Annotated in this window: 19 protein-coding genes; 8 read left to right on the top strand and 11 right to left on the bottom strand. The window is 63.7% G+C overall.

The genetic code is table 11. From position 1 onward, the window contains the following. Nucleotides 1-123 precede the first annotated feature (123 nt). A complete protein-coding gene (locus GQO94_RS14460; RefSeq protein ID WP_156842144.1) occupies nucleotides 124-2,940 on the top strand; it encodes a bifunctional diguanylate cyclase/phosphodiesterase in 2,817 nt (938 codons plus the stop codon). 31 nt (nucleotides 2,941-2,971) lie between these two features. Here the strand turns inward: GQO94_RS14460 and GQO94_RS14465 are convergent, their stop codons facing one another. The 6 genes from GQO94_RS14465 to rlmN form a co-directional block, all read right to left on the bottom strand. Beyond that, on the bottom strand, nucleotides 2,972-3,559 hold the full coding sequence (locus GQO94_RS14465) for a septal ring lytic transglycosylase RlpA family protein (protein ID WP_232332945.1): 588 nt from the start codon (nucleotides 3,557-3,559) through the stop codon (nucleotides 2,972-2,974). Nucleotides 3,560-3,667: 108 nt separating this feature from the next. Continuing rightward, a complete protein-coding gene (locus GQO94_RS14470; RefSeq protein WP_156842145.1) occupies nucleotides 3,668-4,882 on the bottom strand; it encodes an argininosuccinate synthase in 1,215 nt (404 codons plus the stop codon). 140 nt (nucleotides 4,883-5,022) lie between these two features. Then, nucleotides 5,023-6,288: an SAM-dependent methyltransferase gene (locus GQO94_RS14475; protein ID WP_156842146.1), complete on the bottom strand. Its 1,266-nt coding sequence runs from the start codon at nucleotides 6,286-6,288 to the stop codon at nucleotides 5,023-5,025. A gap of 72 nt (nucleotides 6,289-6,360) precedes the next feature. Beyond that, complete coding sequence (locus GQO94_RS14480) at nucleotides 6,361-7,113, bottom strand: SDR family oxidoreductase (protein ID WP_156842147.1); 753 nt, start codon at nucleotides 7,111-7,113, stop codon at nucleotides 6,361-6,363. Between the two features lie 131 nt (nucleotides 7,114-7,244). Then, entirely contained in the window at nucleotides 7,245-7,568 is a 324-nt protein-coding gene (locus GQO94_RS14485) for a glycine zipper 2TM domain-containing protein (protein WP_156842148.1), read from the bottom strand. 162 nt (nucleotides 7,569-7,730) lie between these two features. Beyond that, nucleotides 7,731-9,041 (bottom strand): 23S rRNA (adenine(2503)-C(2))-methyltransferase RlmN, encoded by a 1,311-nt coding sequence (rlmN, locus tag GQO94_RS14490; RefSeq protein WP_198045977.1) that lies wholly within the window; start codon nucleotides 9,039-9,041, stop codon nucleotides 7,731-7,733. A 228-nt stretch (nucleotides 9,042-9,269) separates the two neighbouring features. Between rlmN and GQO94_RS14495 the strand changes: the two genes are divergently transcribed. Beyond that, complete coding sequence (locus GQO94_RS14495; RefSeq protein ID WP_156842149.1) at nucleotides 9,270-9,941, top strand: outer membrane protein; 672 nt, start codon at nucleotides 9,270-9,272, stop codon at nucleotides 9,939-9,941. A 107-nt stretch (nucleotides 9,942-10,048) separates the two neighbouring features. On the opposite strand, the gene GQO94_RS14500 is transcribed toward GQO94_RS14495, so the two are convergent. The 4 genes from GQO94_RS14500 to GQO94_RS14515 all read right to left on the bottom strand — a co-directional run bounded on the left by GQO94_RS14500 (nucleotide 10,049) and on the right by GQO94_RS14515 (nucleotide 13,564). After that, a complete protein-coding gene (locus tag GQO94_RS14500) occupies nucleotides 10,049-10,549 on the bottom strand; it encodes a hypothetical protein (protein WP_332310846.1) in 501 nt (166 codons plus the stop codon). A 173-nt stretch (nucleotides 10,550-10,722) separates the two neighbouring features. Beyond that, entirely contained in the window at nucleotides 10,723-10,941 is a 219-nt protein-coding gene (locus GQO94_RS14505) for a hypothetical protein (protein WP_156842150.1), read from the bottom strand. Nucleotides 10,942-11,007: 66 nt separating this feature from the next. Continuing rightward, nucleotides 11,008-11,493, bottom strand: a complete 486-nt coding sequence (greB, locus tag GQO94_RS14510; RefSeq protein WP_156842151.1) for a transcription elongation factor GreB — start codon at nucleotides 11,491-11,493, stop codon at nucleotides 11,008-11,010. A 106-nt stretch (nucleotides 11,494-11,599) separates the two neighbouring features. Beyond that, the gene (locus tag GQO94_RS14515) at nucleotides 11,600-13,564 is read right to left on the bottom strand and encodes a lytic transglycosylase domain-containing protein (RefSeq protein ID WP_156842152.1); all 1,965 of its coding nucleotides are present in this window, start codon (nucleotides 13,562-13,564) and stop codon (nucleotides 11,600-11,602) included. A 99-nt stretch (nucleotides 13,565-13,663) separates the two neighbouring features. On the opposite strand from GQO94_RS14515, the gene dapA reads away from it, so the two are divergent. Then, nucleotides 13,664-14,545 (top strand): 4-hydroxy-tetrahydrodipicolinate synthase, encoded by an 882-nt coding sequence (dapA, locus tag GQO94_RS14520; RefSeq protein ID WP_156842153.1) that lies wholly within the window; start codon nucleotides 13,664-13,666, stop codon nucleotides 14,543-14,545. 11 nt (nucleotides 14,546-14,556) lie between these two features. Here dapA and GQO94_RS14525 read toward each other — a convergent pair whose 3' ends face one another. Next, the gene (locus tag GQO94_RS14525; RefSeq protein ID WP_156842154.1) at nucleotides 14,557-15,150 is read right to left on the bottom strand and encodes a glutathione S-transferase N-terminal domain-containing protein; all 594 of its coding nucleotides are present in this window, start codon (nucleotides 15,148-15,150) and stop codon (nucleotides 14,557-14,559) included. 243 nt (nucleotides 15,151-15,393) lie between these two features. Here GQO94_RS14525 and smpB point away from each other — a divergent pair, with 243 nt between their 5' ends. From smpB to GQO94_RS14550, 5 genes are all read left to right on the top strand, one after another. After that, nucleotides 15,394-15,876, top strand: a complete 483-nt coding sequence (smpB, locus tag GQO94_RS14530) for an SsrA-binding protein SmpB (protein ID WP_156842155.1) — start codon at nucleotides 15,394-15,396, stop codon at nucleotides 15,874-15,876. Continuing rightward, nucleotides 15,873-16,439, top strand: coding sequence for a DUF2062 domain-containing protein (locus GQO94_RS14535; protein WP_232332946.1), 567 nt, complete (start codon nucleotides 15,873-15,875; stop codon nucleotides 16,437-16,439). Before smpB ends, GQO94_RS14535 begins: the two co-directional genes overlap by 4 nt. Then, nucleotides 16,436-18,892, top strand: a complete 2,457-nt coding sequence (locus tag GQO94_RS14540) for a hybrid sensor histidine kinase/response regulator (RefSeq protein WP_156842156.1) — start codon at nucleotides 16,436-16,438, stop codon at nucleotides 18,890-18,892. The genes GQO94_RS14535 and GQO94_RS14540 overlap by 4 nt, the downstream gene beginning before the upstream one ends. 162 nt (nucleotides 18,893-19,054) lie before the next feature. Beyond that, the gene (gene recA, locus GQO94_RS14545; RefSeq protein ID WP_156842157.1) at nucleotides 19,055-20,131 is read left to right on the top strand and encodes a recombinase RecA; all 1,077 of its coding nucleotides are present in this window, start codon (nucleotides 19,055-19,057) and stop codon (nucleotides 20,129-20,131) included. Nucleotides 20,132-20,290: 159 nt separating this feature from the next. After that, a complete protein-coding gene (locus GQO94_RS14550; RefSeq protein ID WP_156842158.1) occupies nucleotides 20,291-21,583 on the top strand; it encodes a M24 family metallopeptidase in 1,293 nt (430 codons plus the stop codon). Nucleotides 21,584-21,612: the final 29 nt, after the last annotated feature.

The following is a 21,612-nucleotide window of genomic DNA, read 5'->3' on the forward strand; positions in this document are numbered from 1 at the left end:
ACTGCAACGTATGACTTGGAGTTCGTTATGACTTTGCCCTTTGGGGTCTAAGGAGTTGAACGCAAACCCTTTCAAGGCTCTTTAACCGCTTACCGCTAAGGACCTACCAAATAGGGGGTCAAAGTGTTCGATCTGCTTTTTTGCCTTGAGAACGAGCATGATATGCGGCTCGTCTGGATTGCCGTGGCGCTTTGTACGCTGACGGCGGCGGCCGTCGTGCTCATTCTCCAGCGTGCGATCCACGCGAAGGAGGAACGCAGGCGCAATTGGTTCGCTGCGGCAGTTGTCGTCGCCGGTCTCGGCGTCTGGGCGACGCACTTCGTCGCGATGCTGGGCTACGATCCGGGCGCGGCGGTAAGCTACAATGCCGCAAAGACGTTGATCTCGCTCGCCATCGCGGTCGCAACGGCGACGGGCGGCTTTCTGATCGCCGAAGGCGCGATCCTGCCGGCAAGGCGCGTCATGGCGGCAGTCGTCGTCGGCGCCGGGGCGGCGTTGATGCATTACGTCGGGATGATGGCCGTCGAGATGCCGGCTATCTTCCGATGGTCGCCCGAATGGATCGCCGTATCGCTTGCTTTCGCCATCGTGCCTATGGTCGTCACCTTGGAGTTGGGGGTGCAGCGCAACAGTCGCTTGGCATGCGCATCGAGCGGGTTGGCCTTCGTTATCGCTATTCTTGGTCTACACTTTAGTGGTGTGGTGGCGGCCACGGCGATTCCGAGCCGTCGTCCGTTCACGGCGGACTTGATCATCGACCGAGTGCAACTGGGATCGATGGTTGCTCTTGTCGCGCTGATGATCTTGGTCTGCGTCATCGTTACCGCCGTAACGAGCCTCAGGATCCAGGCAGCGGCTGCGGTACGCGAGCGCGAGTTTCGTATTTTCGTGCAGGGCATCACCGACTACGCGATCTACATGCTCACGCCTGACGGGCGGGTCGCCAGTTGGAACGCGGGCGCCGCGAAGCTGAAGGGATATAGCGAGGCGGAAGCTATCGGTCTTCCCCTCGAAACGTTTTACGCTCCGGCGCACAGCGAGTCTGGCAATGCCATGAATGGTCTCGCCAGGGCGCGTGAGGAAGGGCGGTTCGCGGTCGAGGGGTGGTGCCGGAGAAAGGACGGGTCCTCCTTCTGGGCGCACGTAACGATCGAGCCCGTGCACGATGAGCGTGGTCGATTTCGGGGTTTCGCCAAGATTACCCGCGATATGACGGTTCCCAAGCAAGACAAGGATCGCCTGATCGAGGCCAGTGCCAATCTCGATGCCGCGCTGTCGAACATGCATCAGGGGCTCTGTTTGTTTGGGGAGGATCGCCGCCTGATCTTGTGGAACCAGCGGTTTTGCGAGCTTTATGGCATCGAACCCGGCGCTCTTCGGGAAGGCATGACAATCGACGAGTTTATTCGCGCGTCCCTGAGCGGGCTTAACGACGCGATGGTGAGCGATGAACGCGTTGCGCTGGGGATCGATCGCCTTCTCGAATGCCTGGCCGACGACACAGGCGGCTCAGTGAGTGTGGAATACGCCAACGGCATGCACGTCTTCATGGCGCATCGTCGCCTGGAAGGTGGTGGCTGGGTCTCGACCTTCGAGGACGTGACCGCGCGCCGCCTTTCCGAAGCCAAGATTGCCCACATGGCTCTCCACGACGATCTTACGGGGCTCCCGAACCGAATCCACTTCGGCCGTCGTCTCGACGAGGCCATGGTCCAGGCCGCAAGCGAAGGGGGCAAGATCGGAATCGCGGTGGTCGATCTCGATCGCTTCAAGGAAATCAACGATACCTGGGGGCATGCGGCCGGTGACACGTTGTTGTGCGCGATCGCCGAGAAGCTGCATGCCGAAACCCCCGCAAACGGCTTCTTCGCCCGTCTCGGCGGAGACGAGTTCGCCGCGTTCTTCCCGTACACCAACGATGACGAACTTCAGTCCTGGGTCGCTCGCATCGAGCGGGCGTTTACTCAGAAGATCATTCTCGAATCCTCCAAGTTCAGCGCTGGTGGAAGCATCGGCATCGCCTCTTACCCGACCGATGGAGAGAACCGCGAGCAAGTGCTCAACAACGCGGACCTTGCCATGTATCGCGCCAAAGGCCTGATCGGCGCCAGTATCTGCTATTACGAGCGCGGGATGGACGAGAAAGCGCGCGCCAAGCGCCAGCTCGCGAACGATTTGCGGCATGCCATCGAGCGCAACGAGCTCTCGCTGGCCTTCCAGGACCAGTGCTCGCTCGTGACCGACGAGGTGACTGGTTACGAGGCGCTGCTGCGCTGGAACCATACGCTGCACGGCCCCATCCCGCCTTCGCGTTTCATTCCCATCGCCGAGGAGTCGGGTGCGATCCTCGAGATCGGCGCGTGGGTGCTGCGCGAAGCGTGCAGGCAGGCCGTGGAATGGGACAAGCCGCTGAAGGTCGCCGTGAACCTCTCGGCGGTGCAACTGATGCAGGTCGATCTCATCGAGACGGTGATCACCATTCTGACCGAGACCGGGCTCTCGCCGCGCCGCCTCGAGCTGGAAATCACCGAATCCGTGATCATCGCCGACAAGGCGCGCGCGCTGCACATCCTGCGCAGTTTGAAGTCATTGGGCGTGACGATCGCGATCGACGACTTCGGAACGGGGTATTCGTCGCTCGACACGCTCAATTCGTTCCCGTTCGACAAGATCAAGATCGACAAGTCGTTCCTGCTCGAATCCAGCACCAGTCCTCAGGCGCGCGCCATCATTCGCGCGGTGCTCGCGCTTGGACGCAGCCTCAATGTGCCGGTGCTTGCCGAGGGTCTGGAATCGGTCGAGCAACTCGAGCTGCTGAAACTCGAAGGCTGCGATGAAGCCCAAGGCTATTTCTTCGGACGACCGCGTCCTTCAGCGCAGCTGGGACAAACGGGCGACCATGGTCATGACGGATCGGTCGATACCGAGGAAGCCGCCTGACGCGCAAACGCGAGTCAGACGGAGTAAGCTCTTAATTGGTGAGCAGCGCGAGTTCGACCCGCCCGCTGCCGGGTCCGACGATGCCGATCTGGTCGGCCGCGGCGCGGCTGAGATCGATCACGCGGTTGCCGTGGAACGGCCCGCGGTCGTTGATGCGCACGACCACCGTGCGGCCATTGCGCTCATTGGTGACTTTGACGCGGCTGCCGAAGGGCAAAGTGCGATGCGCCGCGGTCAATTGGGCAGGATCGAAGACATCGCCACTGGCGGTGCGACGGCCGGCGAAGGCGCGACCGTAGAAGCTGGCGACGCCTGAGCCGACGGATTCGAGGGCTTCGTCTTCGTCAGGCGATGCGACCGAAATCTCGGCGTCGAGCAGGCCGGTCTGCGAGGCTTCGTTCTGGGTCTTGGTGAAGGTATTGTCGAAGCGGGCCTCGAACTGCGAGGATGCCTTGACCGCGACGGGCACTGCCTCTGCCGCTTCGAGCTCGCTGCCTCCGATGGCGGCGATCACCATGCCGGTGGCTGGAAGCGCCAATGCCGCGCCCAAGGCAAACAGCTGTGCAGGCGCGATGCGGCGCGAACGCCGCAGGGTCGTACGATCAGTCAGAAGTCCCACTCCGTCCCGTTTCCGGTGAGGGGCAGGTACACCCGGTAATCTTACGATTGCACCCCTGTGGAGGCATCTCGTCGCGTTGCGGCAACGGTCCGCCCCATGCTCGGGAACCTACCGATCGCGGCGTGCGAGGAGTCGAAGCCTCAGCGCGTTCAAGCGAATGAAGCCTTGTGCGTCCTTCTGGTCGTAAGCGCCCGCATCGTCCTCAAATGTGACGTGCGCCTCCGAATACAGCGAATCGGCCGACTTGCGGCCAACGATTGAGGCGAGGCCCTTGTAGAGCTTCAGCCGCACGGTGCCATTCACTTTGGCCTGCGAATGGTCGATCGCGGCTTGCAGCATCTCGCGTTCCGGCGCGAACCAGAAGCCGTTGTAGATGAGCTCGGCATACTTGGGCATCAGCTCGTCCTTGAGATGCGCCGCGCCGCGATCGAGCGTGATCTGCTCGATGCCCCGATGCGCGCGCGCGTAAATCTCGCCGCCCGGCGTTTCGTACATGCCGCGGCTCTTCATCCCGACGAAGCGGTTCTCGACGAGGTCGAGCCGGCCGATGCCGTGCTTCTTACCGAGGTCGTTCAGGGCCGCGAGCAGCGTCGCCGGGCTCATCGCCTCGCCATTGAGTGCGACGCCGTCACCCTTTTCGAAATCGATGGTGATGTATTCGGGCGTGTCGGGCGCATCCTCGGGATTGTCGGTCCGCGAATAAACGTAATCGGGTGTCTCTTCCCACGGATCCTCGAGCACTTTGCCTTCCGAAGAGGTGTGCAGCAGATTCGCGTCGGTCGAGAACGGGCTCTCGCCGCGCTTGTCCTTGGGGACGGGGATCTGGTGCTGCTCGGCCCAGGCGATCAGCGCGGTGCGGCTGGTCAGGTCCCACTCGCGCCAGGGCGCGATCACCTTGATGTCGGGATCGAGTGCATAGGCGGACAGTTCGAAGCGCACTTGGTCATTGCCCTTGCCGGTTGCGCCGTGGGCGATCGCGTCGGCGCCGGTTTCGCGAGCGATCTCGATCAGGCGCTTCGAAATGAGCGGCCGCGCGATCGAAGTGCCGAGCAGGTAGTCGCCTTCATAGCGGGCATTGGCGCGCATCATCGGGAAGACGAAGTCGCGCACGAATTCCTCGCGCAAGTCGTCGATGTAGATGTGTTCGTCGGGCACACCCATCAGCTTGGCCTTGGCGCGCGCGGGTTCCAGCTCCTCGCCTTGTCCGAGGTCGGCGGTGAAAGTGACGACTTCGCAGTTGTACGTCACTTGCAGCCATTTCAGGATCACGCTCGTATCGAGGCCGCCCGAATAGGCGAGGACCACACGCTTCACATCAGTCATACCGGTTGCTTTCGTCTGAGCGGTTCAGGCAAGATCGAAGCGGCCACCTAGGCGATGGCCGGGACTGCGACAAGAGGAGGGTTTGCGGTCGACAAAACCCGTGCCTCGCATTGCCGTGTACGTTTCGGCAATCTGCCGGGCTAGGCCGCGGGGCCGCGCAACGCCGTTTCCGCTTTGGCCATGTAGTCGCGCGTCAAGGGCAGGGTCCGGCGCTGGCGGATGTACTGAATCTGGTAGTTGCACATGCTGCCGCTCTCGAAGGCGGCCGTCGCGCCGGCGAGGTAGAAGATCCACAGGCGGTAAAACCGCTCGTCGTGCAGCGCGATGATGGCGTCGCGACTGGCGACGCAGCGCTTGTACCATTCGCGCAGCGTCAGCGCGTAGTGCAGCCGCAGCGTCTCGACGTCGCTGGCAATCAACCGCGCTTTCTCGCTCGCGGCCAGGGTCTCGCTGAGCGCGGGGATGTAGCCGCCGGGGAAGATCCACTTGCGGGTGAAAGCGTCGGTCGCACCGGGGCCGCCCATCCGCCCGATCGTGTGCATCAGCATGACGCCGTCGTCGGCCAGAAGCCGTGTGCAGTCGAGGAAGAAGCGATCGAACTGTGCTTGGCCGACATGTTCAAACATGCCGACCGAGACGATGCGATCGTACTGCAGTCCGCGCGCGGCAAGGTCGCGATAGTCCACCAGTTCGAAGAGGATCTTGTCGGCGACCCCGGCTTCCTCGGCGCGCACGCGGGCGAGGGCGAGCTGCTCCTCGCTGAGTGTGATCCCATGGACTTCGGCTCCGGCATATTTTGCCAGATAGATCGCCATACCGCCCCAGCCACACCCGATGTCGAGCACGGTCTGCCCCGGTGACAACGCAAGTTTGGCAGCGATATGCGCGAGCTTGGCATCCTGCGCCTGCTCCAGCGTCATATCCCCGCCGAGCATATCCTTCGGCCAGTACGCGCAGCTGTACTGCATGTGCTCGGAATCGAGAAACAGGCGATAGAGATCATTGCCGATGTCGTAGTGGTGCGAGACGTTGCTCTTGGATCGTGCCGCGCGATTGACGCCGTCGATCCGCGTCGCGATGCGGCTGCGCAGCTTCTTGAAGCGACTGGCCTCGCGGACTTCGCCGCCCTTGTCCCACGGCTTGTTGGCGCGCAGAAGCTGGACGAGCTGCATGATGTCGCCACGTTCGACCAGCAACCCGCCTTCCATGAAAGTTTCGCCGGCGCCGAGCCGGAAATCGCGCAGGATTCGCAGCTCCGCCCGGCGCGAGGTGAAGCGGATGGCGACATCGGGAAAGCCGGGCGTGGGCGTTCCGAATTTCGCTGTACTGCCATCTGGCCGGCGGACTTCCAGCGTGCCGTATCTGATGCCGTCTGCAAGGAATCGATCGAGAATATGTCGTCTCACGGGAAACCTGTTGTCACTTTTGCACATTGCCATGTAGCGCGGGCCGTCGCCGCCTCAAGGGCAAGTCCGCTACTATTGGCGTGCCAGGAACAGCACATCGCGCGGTTGGCGTAGCAAATGTTGCCCCGAATCGAGATAGAGCGTTTCCCCGCTTGCGAGCCATCCCTCGGCCAGGAACAGCGCGGCTTGCGCGATTTCATCGGCGCCGGTCTTGCGCTTCAGCAGATTCATTCGGTGTGAGCGGTCCGTCTCGCTTTCGCTTTGATCGTGGCTTGCGAGGATAGCGCCAGGAGCAATGGCGTAGACCCGGTCGTCTGGCCCGGCGAGCCCGATCGCCAGCATCGGCACGGTCGCGGCGAGGGCATGCTTGCTCATCGTGTAAGAGAAAAAATCGGGATTGGGATTGGCGATCTTCTGATCGGTCACCTGAATGACGCGGCGTCCCGCCGATGCGCGTGCCCACCGCAGAAAGGCTTGCGCGAGGCGAGCGGGAGCAGCGGCGTTCACGCGCAGTGCCTCGTCGAACACTTCGCTAGCGAGCGCCTCGACCGTATCGAGGCGGAAAATGCCCGCGCAGTTGATCAGAACGCGCCAATCGGGAAGCCGTGCGGCCAAATCCGCGATCATAGCCTCGGATGCCTGGGCATCGCACAAGTCGCAGCCGATCGTTTCCGCGCTGGGCAGGGATGCGGCAAGGTCGTTCGCGGCTGCAGCCGATCGACCATAATGAATGACGACATGCCATCCGGCCTCGCCGAAGGCGCGGGCAATGGCTGCGCCGATCCGCTTGGCTCCGCCCGTCACGAGCACGGCCGGTGTCTTCATCTGAGCAGGTGGCGCCATCGCCACACATCAGCACATCGGCGGCGATTATGGAACCTTTCTGCCGACTTCATCCGAGACGCGAAAAAGGCGCCGCTGGGCAAGCGGCGCCTTGTCCTGTTGCCGACGCGGGATCAGCGGCAGCGCGGACGCGAATTCTTGCGATCCACTTCGCGGCCGACCAGCGCGCCGACAGCGGCCCCGGCGATCGTGCCGACGGTCTTGTCGCGGCCACCATCGATCGTGCGGCCGAGCAGCGCCCCGGCGACGCCGCCGATCAGCAAGCCCGTCGTTCCGTTGGACTTCTTGCAGTAATAGCGACCGTTGTTGCCGCGCCAGTACCGAATGCCATTGTCCGTCTGGTAATAGCGGCGCGAATCCGCCTGGGCGGGAGTCGCGACGGTGAGGGCGGGAAGGGTGAGAGCCGACAGAGTGGCGGCGATGATTGCGGTACGCATGGCTGAACCTCCTGATGCGTCGTTGATGAGGTAACAACGACCAAGTTCGTTCATGGCTCCACAACCTGAGATGAACGAGGCAATTTGCCTCAATTTGCGCGGCGGACAGTTATCGTCGCACGTTGAAACGCGGGTTCGGTTCTAAGGAACGCGCCAAACCGGTCAGTCGAGCGCGGCCTGCTTTTCCGCATAGATTCGCTCCAGCTCCTCGCGGTCGCGCTCGGCGCGGCTCTTTTTCTCGGCGGCCGTCTTCAGCTGTCCGCAGGCGGCGTCGATATCGCGCCCGCGCGGGGTACGCACCGGGGCGCTGATGCCGGCCTCGAACACGATGTTGGAAAAGCGGCGGATGCGTTCCGGCGTGGAGCACTCGTAAGGCGCGCCCGGCCAGGGGTTGAAGGGGATGAGATTGACCTTGGCGGGCAGATCGTACTTGCGCAGCAGGCGGACGAGTTCGTGCGCGTCTTCGTCGCTGTCATTCTTGTCCTTGAGCATCACATATTCGAACGTGATGCGCCGGGCGTTCGACGCGCCGGGGTAATCGGCGCAGGCCTGGAGCAATTCCTCCAGCCCGTACTTGCGGTTGATCGGCACGATCTCGTCGCGCACGTCCTTGCTCACCGCGTGGAGCGAGACCGCGAGATTGACGCCGATCTCTTCGCCGCACCGCGCCATCAACGGCACGACGCCGCTGGTCGACAAAGTAATCCGACGCTTCGACAGCGCGAGCCCGGCGCCGTCCATGACCAGGCGGAGCGCATCGCGCACGTTGTCGAAATTGTAGAGCGGCTCGCCCATGCCCATCATCACGATGTTGGTGAGCAGGCGACCATCGGCGCTGTAGCCGCCTTCATCCTCTTCGTCTTCGAGCCCGTCCATCCGGCCTCGCGGCCATTCGCCCAGCGCATCGCGGGCCAGCATGACCTGGCCAACGATTTCGCCCGGCGTCAGATTGCGCACCAGCCGCATCGTACCGGTGTGGCAGAAGCGGCAATTGAGTGTGCACCCGACTTGCGACGACACGCACAACGTGCCGCGATCCGCATCGGGAATGAAGACCATCTCGAATTCGTGGCCGTCCGCCGTACGCAGCAGCCATTTGCGCGTGCCGTCGCTCGAATGCTGGGCCTCGACGACGTCGGGCCGGCCGATCACGAAACGCTCGCTCAGCCAGGGTCGCATCGCCTTGGCGATGTCCGTCATGGCGGAGAACTCGGTGACGCCGCGATGGTAGAGCCAGTGGAAGACCTGTTTGGCGCGCAGCTTTGCCTGCTTGGCATCGAGCCCCGCATCGGCAAACAGTTCGGCAATGCGGGGGCGGGGCAGACCGAGAAGATCGATCTTTCCGTCGGCGCGCGGCGTGATGCCACCGACCAGACCGGGGCGATCGACCGGCAAAGGATCGATGTGGCCCGGAATGGGCATAGCGACCGGCTGGGAGCCGGCTCCCGTCGGAGTGTTGTCTGCTTCGGCCATGGTGAAACGCATATATAGGGCATTCGCCGCGCGAACGAAAGATGCGCGCGAACGAAAGCCGGCATCGCTTCGTTCCGCGCACTCATCGTAACCGCTGCACGAGGTATCGTGCATGTGTGTCTGAAATACCACGCTTTTTTTGTTGTGTGAGGTTCATGAAACTCGACGAGGGGCTGCGGCATTTCCCTGGTCCGACGGCAAGCCCGTCGTGATTACGGAGTACCTAGAATGAATAAGTTTCTCGTTTGCCTCGCTACCGGAACCGCGCTCGGCGCACTCGGATCGGCGCCCGCCATGGCCCAACAGGCAGACTCACCGTTCACCGGCCCTCGCGTCGAAGCGATCGTCGGCTACGACATCAGCAAGGCCGGCAGCAGCATCGATGACGATATCAATGCCGATAACGACGAATCCATCGACGGCTTCCTCTACGGCGTCGGCGTGGGTTATGATGTGGACCTCGGCAGCGTCGTCCTCGGTGCCGAGGCGGAGATCAGCGATTCCACCGCCAAGACTGAGTTCACCGACGGCGATTTCGAAGGTTTCGGGATCGGTAACGTCAAGGCGAACCGCGATCTCTATCTTGGCGCCCGCGCGGGTATCAAGGCGACGCCGAGCACGCTGGTTTACGTCAAGGGCGGCTACACCAACGCCAAGTTCGACGTGAATTCGTTCGATGGCACCACCGAGTTCGGTCAGGACATCGATGCCGATGGCTGGCGGATCGGTGCCGGCGTCGAACAGGCGGTGGGCACGAACACTTTCGCCAAGCTCGAATACCGCTATTCGAATTATTCGCGGGCGGAAATCGACTTCAATGGTGATCTGCCGGATAGCCAGCGCTTCGATGTCGACCTCGATCGTCACCAAATCGCAGCGAGCGTCGGCGTACGCTTCTAAGCGTTCGCTAGCGACTACAGGAAAGGCCGGGGCTAAGTCGCTCCGGCCTTTTTTGTGCTGGGGTAAGGGGCGGGCGGCGGCGCGACTTTCGCGACGACGCCTGCGACTTATCGGACGCGCGCACAACCGATCGCGGCCGCGTCCATGGCGGAGGCGACGCCGGGCAGGGACCAGGTGTTCGCGAAGCGGCGACCGCGCGCATCGGTGGCGCGCACCGTCATGCTGCGAGCAGAACGCATAGCGGCGAGGATCGCGGCGTTGCTCCTGTTGTCGGGCGCCCAGGCATCTCCGCCGCCGCCGGTCAGCGGATAGCGTTGGTCGCCGATCACGAGTTCGATCCGTGGATCGGTCGTGAGCTTGCGCGAGAGCCGCCAATGGATCTGGTTTCGCACGCCGCGCTTGGGCCAAGTGCCGACGGCGGCGTAGGGCTCGTAATCGCGCTGCCGTTGCGAGGCCTGCGCCATGGCGATGGCATAGCAGCGCGGCACCATCGGATCGCGAAACGCGCCCCAGGTCTCGTATAGCCCGAGACTGTCGCGCGCAGCGGCCGGCGCAGAGATCGAAAGCGCTGCCGAGGCACATAGCAAAAGGGCCGATCGCAAAATCACGACCGGCCTTTGCCAAATTCGTTGTCTTGGGAAAAGCCCGAGTGTTGCCGGACTTAGCCCCGGCGGGATCGGGTCACCTATAAAGAAGTGAGCAATCGCCGATGTTCGGCGCAACGAAAAGCGCAGCGGTCGAAGTCCGCGAACAGAACGAAGACTTCGCGCTGGTTGCGCAATCAGATGGTTCGCTGATCCCGCGTTTCGCTGAGCGCAACGGCACGGCGCAGGCGTTCGGCAACGTTCAGCGCCTTGACCTGCTCATCCTCGTCGCAATTGGATTCGACGACGTCCTCGAGCCGATCGGCCGCCTTGCCGAGTAGGCTCTTCAGTGCCTGATTCTCTGCCTGCACGTTACCCAGCGTGTGCTTGAGTTCTTGCTTTTCCTGATCGTCCATCGTCCGTCCCCGTCGGCCCACGGCGAAGATACCAAATCTCGCGCCAATGTTAAGTCCATTCTCACGCTATAAGTCCGGATAGACGATCGAGACGACTTCCCATTCCTTTTCGCCGGTCGGGAGCCGCACCGTTCGCAAATCTCCCACCGCCGCGCCGCGGAGCGCGCGAGCGAGCGGCGCGCCCCATCCGATCCGTCCCTGGCTCGCATCCTGCTCATCGTCGCCGAGGATCGTGACCGTGCGCTGCGCGTCGTCCTCGTCAGCGATGGTGACTTGCGCGCCGAAGAACACCCGATCGCGATCGGGTTGCGCGGCGGGATCGACCACGCGCAGCGCCTTCATCCGGCGCGCGAGATACGCCAATTCGCGGTCGATCTCTCGCATCCGCTTGCGTCCGTAGAGATAGTCACCGTTTTCCGAACGATCGCCGTTGCCCGCCGCCCAACTGACGATCTCGACGATCTCGGGTCGCTCCTGGGAGAGTAAGTGATGATATCGCGCGCGCAGCGCAGCCATGCCTTGGGGCGTGATCGGGGGGCCGGCGGCGTTCATCTTGGCGCTCTGTTTAGGCAAGTCCGTTCAAGCAAGCCATAGCAGGCTCGATCTTGCGACCTCACGCCGGAAGATCGAGTGCATGCTTCGGCGCGAACGAATGCGGTCAGCCGGGTGTGCGTTTGCCCAAATACCGGCTGAGCGGATTGCTGCCCTTGTAGAAGGCCCGCTCGGGATAAAGCGCCTCGTAAACCACGGCGTTCTCGAGCACGCGCTGAACGTAGTTCTTGGTCTCGTAGATCGGGATGCGCTCGATCCAGTCGACCCATTCGACCGATCCTGTGCGGGGATCGCCGTTAGCGCGCAGCCACTTGTTCACGTTGCCCGGCCCGGCATTGTAGGCCGCGACCGCGAGCGGGTAGGCGCCACCGTAGTAGTCCATCATCCGACCGAAATAGCCGTCGCCCAGCTTGATGTTGTACGCCGGATCGCTGATCAGCGCGGATTGATTGTAGGACAGGCCGAGCTTGCCCGCCTGTTCGCGCGCGGTGCCCGGCATGAGCTGCATGAGCCCGCTGGCACCGGCATGGCTGACCGCGTTCTGCGCGAACTGGCTTTCCTGACGCGACAAGGCGTGCACCATGATCCAGTTTGAGCCGGAAGGCGGCACCAATGTCGGGAACGCGATCTTGCCGAACTCGGTATGGCCTTCGGCATGGGCGTTCTGGCCAAGGATCACGCCGAGATCGCGACGGCCGATCTCGCGCGCGAGATCGGCGACAAGGACATGATCCGTTTCACTGTCCGCCTGATCGGAAATCTCGCGGAAGAACTGCACCGCGGTCCGCCAATCGGCATCGCGGGCGACTTCGCGCACCGCATTGGTGATGGGCTTGGCGGCGAATTCCTCGGCCTCTGCGCGCGAAGGCCGCGCCTTCGGAGTCGTGTCGAGATTGGGGAGGGGGCGGCCCAGCCGTTCGAGCGAGAGCTGGCCGTAGAAGTATTCGGGATACTCCGCCGCCTGCTCGAAATAGCGTTCCGCTTCCTCCTTCGCGCCGGCTTTGGCCATGGCGCGGCCGGCCCAGTAGAAGCCCTTGGATCGCGTGCCCGGCGTCTGCGCAGCGGCGCCATAGCGGTAGAACAGCGGCGCGGCGCGGCGCGCGTCGCCAAGCTCCCACAGGGCTTTGGTTCCGCCCAGCCACATCAGCGAGGTATAGTCGTCGCGCAGGCGATAGCTGAGCTTCGAAATGTCGGTGCCGGGCTCGAAGGCGTCGTCGATCTGCGAGGCGATCCGCACTGCCGGATCGGCGCCCGCGCCGCGCGCGGCGGTGAGCAGTTCCTTGACCCATTTCTCCGGTTCGGGGACCGGATCCTTCAGCGGCGGGCGATTGGCGAGCAGATTGATTGCCGAGCCCAGATTACCCGATTTGCGCGCCTGCGAGATGCGGTTGTAGACGTATCCGGGATCGCGCATCGCATCGGAGTCGATTTGCACGCCGAGGCTCCCGGGCGCCGACCCCTGTGCCAGCGCCAGCCGTTCCATGAACAAGTTGCGCGCATCGGGCGATACGAAGGAGATCTGCCGTTCCGCCTGCGCGGTCTCGCCTTGCCACAGCAAAGCGTTCATTCGCGCATCGTGGTCTTTCCGATCGAGGTCCCTCGCGTAGTACGTCAGGATCGTCGCTTCGTCATTGGGAGCGAGCGCGCCCATCCGCCAAGCCTCGATCGCCTTTTGTTTGGCATCTTTGCGGCCGACGAGCGTCAGCGCCGTGGCGTAGCGGCCGGCGGCCATGCTCGAAAGCGGCGGAAACTTGTCGAAGAACGCGACCAGCGTGCCAGCGTCGGGCGATTCGCGCTCGAGCGCCGTCTCGGCGTAGCCACGCAGCTTTTCTTCCTGTGGAAAGCCGGGATAGGTGATGAGGAAGCTGGCGTAGGAGCCGAACGGCATCGAACTCGACGCGCTGAGCTGCCGCCAGCGATCGACCGCCTGGTGCATCGCCATGTCGTGGCCTTGCATGAGACGGGCCTTCGCAAGGTCCCATTCGCGGCCTTCCTGGCACTGTGCGGGCGAGGAAACGCAAGCTGCGGTGGCGAGTAGCAATAATGTCGAGGCACGGAGCATGCTGGACATTGTCGGGGAAGGCTCCTTATCAGGCGCTGAACGAAGGGCCGGGCGGATTTTCACCCCCGTGTTCGGCCACCACTTGAACCAACTGCAGGGGCAAAGTCCATGTTCTCGGGATCGATACCGGCACTCGTAACGCCGTTCCGCGATGGTGGTTTCGACGAAGCGGCCTTCCGCGCGCTGGTCGATTGGCAGATCGAGAGCGGCTCCTCGGCGCTCGTCCCGTGTGGGACGACGGGCGAGAACTCCACGCTTTCGAACGCCGAACACCACCGTGTCATCGAGGTTTGCGTGGAGCAGGCGGCAGGCCGGGTTCCGGTGATTGCCGGATGCGGCAGCAACGATACGATGAACGCACTTCTCCACATGAATTTTTCGAAGAAGAGCGGGGCGGCCGCCGCGCTGGTCGTCGCGCCCTATTACAATCGTCCAAGCCAGGAAGGGCTGATTGCGCATTTCTCCTATCTGGTGGAAAACAACGATCTGCCGATCGTGCTCTATAACGTGCCCGGCCGCACGGTGACCGATATCCAGCCCGAGACCGTCTGCGAACTCGCTACCCGGTTCCCGGATCGGATCGTCGCGATCAAGGATGCCAGCGGCGACCTTTCGCGGGTTACCGATCACCGCATGGGGATCGGCAAGGATTTCTGTCAGCTTTCGGGTGACGACGAGCTGGCGCTACCGTTCAACGCCGCCGGCGGCGTCGGGTGTATCTCGGTCACCGCCAACGTCGCCCCGAAGCTGTGCGCCGAGTTTCAGGCGGCCTGCGCGGCCAATGACCTGACCGAAAGCCGCCGGCTGAACGATCTTCTCTACCCGCTGCATTACGCGATGTTCGAAGACAGCTCGCCGGGGCCGTGCAAGTATGCGCTGAGCAAGGTCATGCCCGCGATCGCCAATGAGCTACGCTTGCCGCTGGTGCCGTGTAGCGAGGCTGCGATGAAGGCGGTCGACGAGGCGCTGGTGCACGCCGGCCTCGCCTGAGGACCCATCGCTTACGATTTTTCGAGCAAGCCCTCGTGCTCCATCGCCTTGCGCACGGCCGGACGCTGCGCGACCTGCTGGCGGAAGTCCTGGAGCTTGGCGGGCAACTCGAGATCGAAATGGTCCGTCCAGGTCGAAACGACGAACAGATAGGCGTCGGCCACAGTGAACCGATCTCCGAACAGGAACGGACCCTGGATCGTCTCCGCGATCTGGCCGAATCGCTTGGTCAGCTGATCGGCGGCCTTTTGCTTCTGGTCGTCCGAAGCGCCGCCGAAGAACGCCGCGAAATTCTTGTGGAGCTCTGAGGTGACAAATGCCAGCTTCTCGAGCGTGCGCGTACGTCCCAGCGGCCCTTCGGCCACGAGTTGCGGAGCCTGCTGGCCGATCCATTCGAGGATCGCGACATTCTCGGTCAGCAGCTCGCCGCCATCGAGTTCCAGCGCGGGCACATAGCCCTTGGGATTGATCTCGGTGAAGTCCTTGCCGTGCTCGGTCTTCCCCGTTTTGAGGTCGACGCGCTCGTGGGTGAAGGTCAGGCCAGCCTCGTGCAGCGCGATGTGATCCGCCATGCTGCAAGCGCCCGGGGCGTAGTAGAGTTTCATCAATCTCTCCTGTGGTAAGTGTTCTGTTCGAACAATGGCCGAGGTCCCTCATTGATCCAGCTGCGGCGATGAGGCGTGCTTCCGGTGCGGATACGACGAGGGTCGTATCATCCCGGTCGACGACCAGTTGCTTGCGTGAGCGCGCCGCATATTCCGTTCTTCCGCCAACGATCTTAGTGATTGACCGCAATGCGATGCGACGCAGCGTTTTCTTTTTCGCGAAACCTCCTAAATGCCCCCACCATGGCACGGCCTCAGCACAAGACATTCGATAAGCAGAAGAGCGTCGCGGAAAACCGCCGCGCTCGCTTCGACTATCATATCGACGAGACGTTCGAGGCCGGGATCGTCCTGACCGGCACCGAAGTGAAATCGCTGCGATTCGGAGAGGGCTCGATCGCCGAGTCCTATGCCGAAGTGAAGAACGGCGAATGTTGGCTGGTCAACTCGAACGTGCCCGAGTTCAGCCATGGCAATCGCTTCAATCATGAACCGAAGCGCCCGCGCAAGCTGCTGCTCCACGAACGCGAGATCGCGCGGCTGCAGGGTGCGGTCGAGCGCAAGGGCATGACGCTGGTTCCGCTCTCGGTCTATTTCAACAGTCGGGGGCGCGCGAAAGTGGAACTGGCCCTGGCACGCGGCAAGAACGCGGCGGACAAGCGCACCACGATCAAGGAACGCGACTGGAAGCGTGAGCAGGGACGGCTCCTGCGGGAGCATGGATGAGCAAGATCTCGCGGTGGATTCAGCGCAACATGCCGACTCGCGAGGCGATGTCCGGCAATCGCTGGCTCGCGCCCATCGCGCCCCGCTTTCTCAGCCCCGAATTGTGGCGCTTCACCCGCCGTTCGGTGCCGCGTGGCGTGGCGCTGGGGATTTTCGCTGGGTTCATCGTTCCGCTCGGACAGATCTTCCTCGCCGCGTTCCTGGCACTGCCCGCGCGCGCGAACGTGCCGATCGCGGCGCTGGTGACCTTCATTACCAACCCCTTTACGTTGCCGTTCTGGTTGTTGGTCGCCAATCGCGTCGGTCGCTTCGTGCTCGAGATCGATCGCGACGGTGTCACGACGTCGTTCGGACGCGAAGTCACCAGCGGGCGCTGGGAGCAGATCAGCTGGTTCTTCCAGACCGCCGGGGTTACCGCGGTCGGCTTCGTCGTCCTCGCCATCGTCGGCTCCGCGATCGGCTATGTCGTTTCGAGCTGGGTCTGGCGTGCCTGGATCGGACGCAAGCACCGCGCCCGGCGTGACCGTCGTCGCGCGAGCGCGCAGGAGAGCGGGCTGTCATGAACGGTCTCGAGGAAGCGGTCGCGCCGCAGGCGCGCGGCTGGACCGACTGGATCGCCATTGGCGTCGCGCTCGCGGGCAGTGCCGGTCTGGTCTGGTTCGCAAGCCGCGATCCGGTCATTCCCGCCGTATTCGCAGGCGCGGTGCTGGTGCTCGTCCTCGCTTTTGCCACGCGTTCGCTGCGCCGCCCGGACGCCGAGACGGCCGAATTCGCGCTGCCGGACTGGTCGGTGACTGTTGCCGCGATCGAGCGGCCCGATACGGCAGTGGCGGTGGTCGATCGGGCCGGGCGGTTGGTCTGCGCGAACGGACGCTACCGCGAATGGATGGGTACGTCGCAAGCCCCGCCGCGCGTCCCATCGATTGCCGATGCTTCGCGGGACGCGGCGGAGAAGCTGGCCGAAGCCAATCGCAATGCCTGGCGCGATGGCCATGCCGTCATCGAACGGCAGGAAGGGCCGGTGGCCGAGGGCGCGCGGTCCTGGCGCATCGAGGCCGAGCGCGCGGGGCGCGGCGAGGACTATCTCATCTGGCGGTTCGTGCCCGAGGTGAGCGATGACCCGGTGGCCGAACTGGTCGAGCGGCTCGACGGCAAGCTGGGCAGGGCGCTTTCGCGCGCCGGGATGTCCGCCGCCGTGGTCGATCCCGACGGCGTGATCCGGGGTGCCAGCGCCGGCTTTGCCGAACGCGCCACGGGCGATCCGCTCATCGACACCACCGGGCAGGACTTCGTCGCGCTCATCCACCAGGACGAGGAAGGCCGAATCGCCTGGGCGAGCGAAGGCGAAGGTGGGCCGCCGCTGACGCTGTACTACATTCCCGTGTTCGATCCCGACTTTCCAGAGGGCACCGAGCCTGAAACGACCCCCTCGTTGATGCTGATCGCCGACGCCGGAATCGGAGTGGGCGGCGGCAACGAGACGGGCGGGGCCGCGGTCCCGCATCTCGAATCGATGCTCGGCCAGCTGCCGCTCGGGCTCGCCATGGCGAATCGCGACGGGCGCCTGCTTTTCGCCAATCCGGCTTTCATGCGCGCTGCCGGCCGCGAAGGCCAGTTGCCGCCGACGTACCCCACCGATCTCGTCGTCAAGGAAGACAAGCGCGCCTTGTCCGAGGCCGTGCGCCGGTTTGGGCAGGGGCCGGCGACGGCGGGCGACATCGCCGTGCGGCTGACGACGCAGCCCGACGATCCGGTTTCACTGAGCCTGGCGGGCGTGCGCGGATTGGGCGAGCCTGCGGTGCTGCTTGGTCTGACCGACACCTCCGAGGAAACGCGCTTGCGCCGCCAGGTTGCGCAGGCGACCAAGATGCAGGCGGTGGGACAATTGGCCGGCGGCGTCGCTCACGATTTCAACAACGTGCTGACCGCGATCCTGGGAACCTGCGATCTCATGCTGATGCGCCATACGCCGGGCGATTCGGACTATGACGATATTCAGCAGATCCGCGCCAATTCGAATCGCGCCGCGGCCCTGACTCGTCAGCTGCTCGCCTTTTCGAGGCAACAGACGCTGCGGCCCGAAGTCTTGCAATTGCCCGATATCGTGGCCGAAACCTCGCAAATGCTGAAGCGGCTGGTGGGCGAGCGAATCAAGGTCGAAGTCGGCCACGATCGCGATCTCGGCTCGGTTCGCGCCGATCCGCAGCAGTTGGGCCAGGTCATCATGAATCTGGTGGTCAACGCCCGCGATGCGATCCACGCGCGTGGCGACGGCAAGGGCCGCATCTCGATCCGCACGCGCCGCGTGACCGGAGCGGACGTGCGCGCGATGCGCAGCGAGATCATTCCTGCCGGCGAATACACCGCGCTCGTGGTCGAGGACAACGGCGGCGGCATCCCGCCCGAGCACCTCGGCAAGATCTTCGAGCCGTTCTTCACCACCAAGGAACAAGGCAAGGGCACCGGGCTCGGCCTCTCCACGGTCTACGGCATCGTCAAGCAATCGGGCGGTTTCATCTTCGCCGACTCGGAAAGCGGCAAGGGAACGCGATTCACGGTCTACCTGCCGGTGTTCCACGTCGCGCCAGGCGGCGCCCCGCGCGCGATCGCGGCCGAGCCGGTGCGCAAGTGGGCGGGCGGTGGCCGCATCCTGCTGGTCGAGGACGAAGATCCGGTGCGTATGGTCGCCGAGCGCGCACTGACTCGTCAGGGCTACGATGTCGTCGCGGCGCGGGACGGCGAGGAAGGGCTGGACCATGTCGTCTCGGGCGGCAAGTTCGATCTGGTCGTCAGCGATGTCGTCATGCCCAACATCGACGGGCCGGCGATGGCCCGCGAAATTCGCAAGCGCGAAACCCATCTGCCGATCCTGTTCATGTCCGGCTATGCGGAGGAACAGCTGCGTAAGGAGATCGGCATCGCCCGCACCTGGTTCATGCCCAAGCCCTTCTCGGTCCAGCAATTGTCGGAAAAGGTGGGTGAGGTCCTTGCCTTGAACCTTGCCGACCGGCACTAAGTCGGTCCGCTTCAGGCGGAATCGGCACCGGGCCGGTACCGTTCGACAGGCGGGAAATTCGCGTTGCAATAAAATTCTGTTCCCTACTTGTTCCATGAGAACAAACGCTGTACATCGGCGGAATGGCCCACTCGGTCGGCCGAAGCGAAAAGGGGACGTGTCATGGTTGCACAGCTCAAGCTGATTCAAGAAGGCAAGGACAAGGACAGCATGGACCGTCAAAAGGCGCTCGAAGCGGCGCTTGCCCAGATAGACCGGGCATTCGGCAAGGGTTCGGCGATGAAGCTGGGCTCCAAGGAAGCGATGCAGGTCGAAGCGATTTCGACGGGTTCGCTGGGGCTCGACATCGCGCTGGGTGTCGGCGGCCTGCCCAAGGGCCGTGTGATCGAGATTTACGGGCCGGAAAGCTCGGGCAAGACCACGCTGGCGCTGCACGTCATTGCCGAAGCGCAGAAAAACGGCGGCACCGCGGCGTTCATCGATGCCGAGCATGCGCTCGATCCGGTCTACGCGAAGAAGCTGGGCGTCGACATCGACGAGCTGATCGTCTCGCAGCCGGACACCGGCGAGCAGGCGCTCGAGATTACCGATACGCTGGTGCGTTCGAACGCAATCGACGTGCTGGTGGTCGATTCGGTCGCCGCCCTGGTGCCGCGCGCCGAGATCGAGGGCGAGATGGGCGACAGTCACGTCGGCTTGCAGGCGCGGCTGATGAGCCAGTCGCTGCGCAAGCTGACGGGTTCAATCAATCGCTCGAAGTGCATGGTGATCTTCATCAACCAGCTGCGCATGAAGATCGGGGTGATGTACGGCAATCCTGAGACGACGACGGGTGGCAACGCGCTCAAGTTCTACGCCTCGGTGCGCCTCGACATCCGCCGCACCGGCCAGATCAAGGATCGTGACGAGATCATCGGCAACGCCACGCGCGTGAAAGTGGTCAAGAACAAGGTCGCGCCGCCGTTCAAGCAAGTCGAGTTCGACATCATGTACGGCGAAGGCATTTCCAAGATCGGCGAGATCCTCGATCTCGGCGTGAAGGCCGGCATTGTCGAAAAGTCGGGCGCTTGGTTCAGCTACGATTCGATACGGATTGGCCAGGGCCGCGAAAACTCGAAGAATTACCTGCGGGACAATCCCGAGGTTTGCGATCGCCTCGAAAAGGCGATCCGCGGGCAGAAGGAAGACCTTGCGGAAGAAATGATGACCGGTCCGACCGAAGAGGACGACGCCGAATGATCCCGCTTGATGGAATCAGGCTGGCGAGCCCGGTTCGATAAAAGACCCCGGCGGAGTGGATCCCGCTCCGCAACGAGAAAGCCGGCCGGGATGCACTCTCCCGCGCCGGCTTTTCTTATGTCTCGCCAGCGGGCAAGGTCGTGGCGGGAGGAACGCCGCATGAATACCGCCGCCGCGAACATCACCCGCATCGACCGCCGCCGCTTGCTCGCCGCTGCCGGGGCGAGCGTCGGCGCGATTGCTCTGGCACCGCCCGGCGCGATGTGGGCGGCAGAGTCCGATGGAATCGATCTGCGCCCCCTCACCGAGAGCGTGGTTCCGATTGACATGACGGAGCGCGAGGCGCGACTGGACCGGGCCCGCGCCTTGATGGCGCAGAATGATATTGACGCGATCGTGATCGAGCCCGGTTCCAGTCTCGATTACTTCACCGGCGTCCAGTGGCGGCGGTCCGAACGGCTGACTGCCGCGCTGATTCCCGTCGAGGGCACCCCGGTCATCGTCACGCCGTTCTTCGAGCGCCCCTCGGTGGCCGAATCGCTTGGCATCGAGGCCGAAATCCAGGTTTGGCAGGAGGACGAAAGCCCCATTGCGCTCATCGCCCGGCAACTGCGTTCCTGGAAGCACGACCCCGCGCGCATCGGCATCGAGGAGACCGTGCGCTTCTTCGCCGCCGATGGCCTTGCCGCCGCGCTGCCCGGCGCGCGTCTGGTCTCGGCCGATCCGGTCGTGCGCGCCTGCCGCATGCGCAAGACCGCCGCCGAGATCGCGCTGATGCAGATGGCATCGAACGTCACCATGGCCGCTTACGCCTGGACCGTGCCGCAGATCCGCACGGGCATGACGAACCTCGAAATTTCGCACCTGATGAGCAGCGCCACGACCGCGCTCGGCGGGAAGCCCGAGTTCTCGATGGTGCTGATCGACGAAGCCGCCGCCTATCCGCACGGTACGGGAAAGCCGCAAGTCGTGCGCGAAAATTCGACCGTACTGTTCGATTGCGGCTGCACTGTCGCCGGGTACCAGTCTGACATTTCGCGCACCGTGTTCCACGGCAAGCCCGATCCCGACGCGCTCGCCACCTGGCATCTCGTCCGCCAGGGGCAAGACACCGCCTTCGCCGCAGCGGGTCTCGGCGTTCCCGCCGGCACGGTCGACGATGCCGTGCGTGCGCTTTACGAGGCGAAGGGCCTCGGCCCCGGCTATCGTTTGCCCGGCCTGTCGCACCGGACCGGTCACGGCATCGGCATGGATGGCCACGAACCCGTCAATCTCGTTCATGGCGAGCCGACTTTGCTGGCTCCCGGCATGTGCTTTTCCAACGAGCCCGGCATCTACAAGCCCGGCCGCTTCGGCGTGCGGCAGGAAGACTGCTTCCACATGACGGAGACGGGCCCGAAATGGTTCACTATCCCGCCCGACGAGCCCGGCGCGCTGATCGGAACCGCGTGACGCGCGCGAACAGCGCGGCGCTCGGCTGA

It is taken from the genome of Novosphingobium aquimarinum, from assembly GCF_009746585.1.
Classification (GTDB): Bacteria; Pseudomonadota; Alphaproteobacteria; order Sphingomonadales; family Sphingomonadaceae; genus Novosphingobium; species Novosphingobium aquimarinum.